General features: G+C 72.1%; 3 protein-coding genes. All 3 read left to right on the top strand.

Annotated features, from left to right (window positions below; genetic code table 11):
- On the top strand, window positions 1–165 hold a 165-nt coding region (locus ACWCQ1_RS51930; RefSeq protein WP_356951389.1), incomplete at its 5' end, for a methionine adenosyltransferase domain-containing protein.
- Between the two features lies 1 nt (window position 166).
- Window positions 167–1,150, top strand: a complete 984-nt coding sequence (locus tag ACWCQ1_RS51935) for a carbohydrate kinase family protein (protein WP_133043075.1) — start codon at window positions 167–169, stop codon at window positions 1,148–1,150.
- A partial coding sequence (locus tag ACWCQ1_RS51940) for a homocysteine S-methyltransferase family protein (protein ID WP_451030112.1) occupies window positions 1,147–2,385 on the top strand: 1,239 nt, incomplete at its 3' end. The genes ACWCQ1_RS51935 and ACWCQ1_RS51940, both read left to right, overlap by 4 nt.

Genomic DNA, 2,385 nt, shown 5'->3' on the forward strand with positions numbered 1-2,385 from the left:
GAGGTCTTCGACCTGCGCCCGGCCGCGATCATCCGCGATCTCGACCTGCTGCGCCCGATCTACTCCCAGACCGCCGCCTACGGCCACTTCGGCCGCGAACTCCCGGACTTCACCTGGGAGAAGACCGACCGCGTGGACGCCCTGCGCAAGGCCGCGGGGGTGTGAGATGCGCATCGCCGTCACCGGGTCCATCGCCAAGGACCACCTCATGTCCTTCCCGCACAGGTTCGCCGACCAGCTCCTCGCGGAACGTCTGGACCGGATCTCGCTCTCCCTGCTGACGGACGAACTGGAGATCCGCTACGGCGGGGTCGCCGCCAACATCGCCTTCGGGCTCGGTTCGCTCGGCCTCGACCCGCTGCTGGTCGGCGCGGCCGGCGCCGACTTCGCCGACCAGGAGGTCTGGCTGAAGGAACACGGCGTCGACACGGCGGGCGTGCGCATCAGCGACACCCTGCACACCGCGCGCTTCGTGTGCGCCACCGACACCGCCCAGAACCAGATCGGCTTCTTCTACGCCGGCGCGATGGCGGAGGCCCGCCACATCGACCTGCCCGAACTGCTCGCCCGTACCGGCGGCGCCGACCTCGTCGTCATCTCCCCCGACGACCCGGACGCCATGGTCCGTCATGTCCGCCAGTGCGTGCGCCTCGGCGTCCCCTTCGTCGCCGACCCCTCGCAGCAACTGGCCCGGCTGGACCGCGCCCAGACGCGGGCCCTGCTCGACTCCCCGCGCTGGCTGTTCACCAACGAGTACGAGGCCCTGCTCATCCAGGAACGCACCGGCTGGACGGAACAGCAGGTGCTGGGCCGCGTCGGCACCTGGGTCACCACGCAGGGCGAGCGCGGCTCCCGGATCACCCGCGCGGGCCGCACCACCACCCTCGTCCCGGCCGTCGCGTCCCGGGGCGCCGTCGATCCCACGGGCGCCGGGGACGCCTACCGCGCCGGCTTCCTCGCCGCCCTGGCCTGGGAGCTGGACCTGGAGGACGCGGCCCGGCTGGGCAGCGCCGTCGCCTCGGTGGTGCTGGAGAGCCGCGGCACCCAGACCTACGCCCTGGACGGCAACGACCTCCTGGACCGGCTGTGCGGCACCTACGGCGCCGGCGCGGTACGCCGTCTCATCCCCAGGCTGGGGGCGCTGTCATGACACCGGCGGCCCGGGCCGCGGCGCTGCGCGACGCCCTGGCCACCCGGGTGGTGGTGGCCGACGGGGCGATGGGCACCATGCTCCAGGCGCAGGACCCCTCCCTCGACGACTTCCAGCAACTGGAGGGCTGCAACGAGGTCCTCAACGTCACCCGCCCCGACATCGTCCGCTCCGTGCATGCGGCCTACTTCGACGCGGGCGTCGACTGCGTCGAGACCAACACCTTCGGCGCCAACCACGCGGCACTCGCCGAGTACGAGATCCCCGAACGCGTCGCCGAACTGTCCGAGGCCGGCGCCCGGATCGCCCGCGAGACGGCGGACGAGTTCGCCGCCCGGGACGGCCGACTGCGCTGGGTGCTGGGCTCCATGGGCCCGGGCACGAAACTGCCGACCCTGGGGCATGTGTCGTACGGAGTTCTGCGCGACGCCTACCAGCGGAACGCCGAGGGCCTCCTCACGGGCGGCGCGGACGCCCTGCTGGTGGAGACCACGCAGGACCTGCTCCAGACGAAGGCGGCCGTCCTCGGCGCCCGACGCGCACTCCAAGCACTGGGCGCCGACGTCCCGTTGATGGTGTCGGTCACGGTGGAGACGACCGGCACGATGCTGCTGGGCTCGGAGATCGGTGCCGCGCTCACCGCGCTGGAGCCGCTGGGCATCGACATGATCGGCCTGAACTGCGCGACCGGCCCAGCCGAGATGAGCGAGCACCTGCGCCATCTGGCCCGGCACGCCCGCGTCCAGCTGTCCTGCATGCCCAACGCCGGTCTGCCGGTCCTGGGCAAGGACGGCGCCCACTACCCGCTGACCGCGCCGGAGCTCGCCGACGCGCAGGAGACCTTCGTCCGCGAGTACGGCCTGTCGCTGGTGGGCGGCTGCTGCGGCACGACGCCGGAACATCTGCGGGCCGTGGTGGAGCGGGTGCGTGGACTGACGCCTGCGTCACGTGATCCGCGTCCGGAGCCGGGTGCGGCGTCGTTGTATCAGTCGGTGCCGTTCCGTCAGGACATCTCGTATCTGGCGATCGGGGAGCGGACGAACGCCAACGGGTCGAAGAAGTTCCGCGAGGCGATGCTGGAGGCCCGCTGGGACGACTGCGTGGAGATGGCCCGCGAGCAGATCCGCGAAGGCGCCCACATGCTGGACCTGTGCGTGGACTACGTCGGCCGGGACGGTGTGGCGGACATGCGGGAGCTCGCCGGCCGCTTCGCCACCGCCTCCACCCTGCCGATC

The sequence above is a fragment of the Streptomyces sp. NPDC002144 genome (genome assembly GCF_053593695.1).

Excerpts from the sequence above, each read along its gene's own strand:
- ACWCQ1_RS51935 (WP_133043075.1), top strand. The coding sequence starts at position 167 with ATGCGCATCGCCGTCACCGGGTCCATCGCCAAGGACCACCTCATGTCC.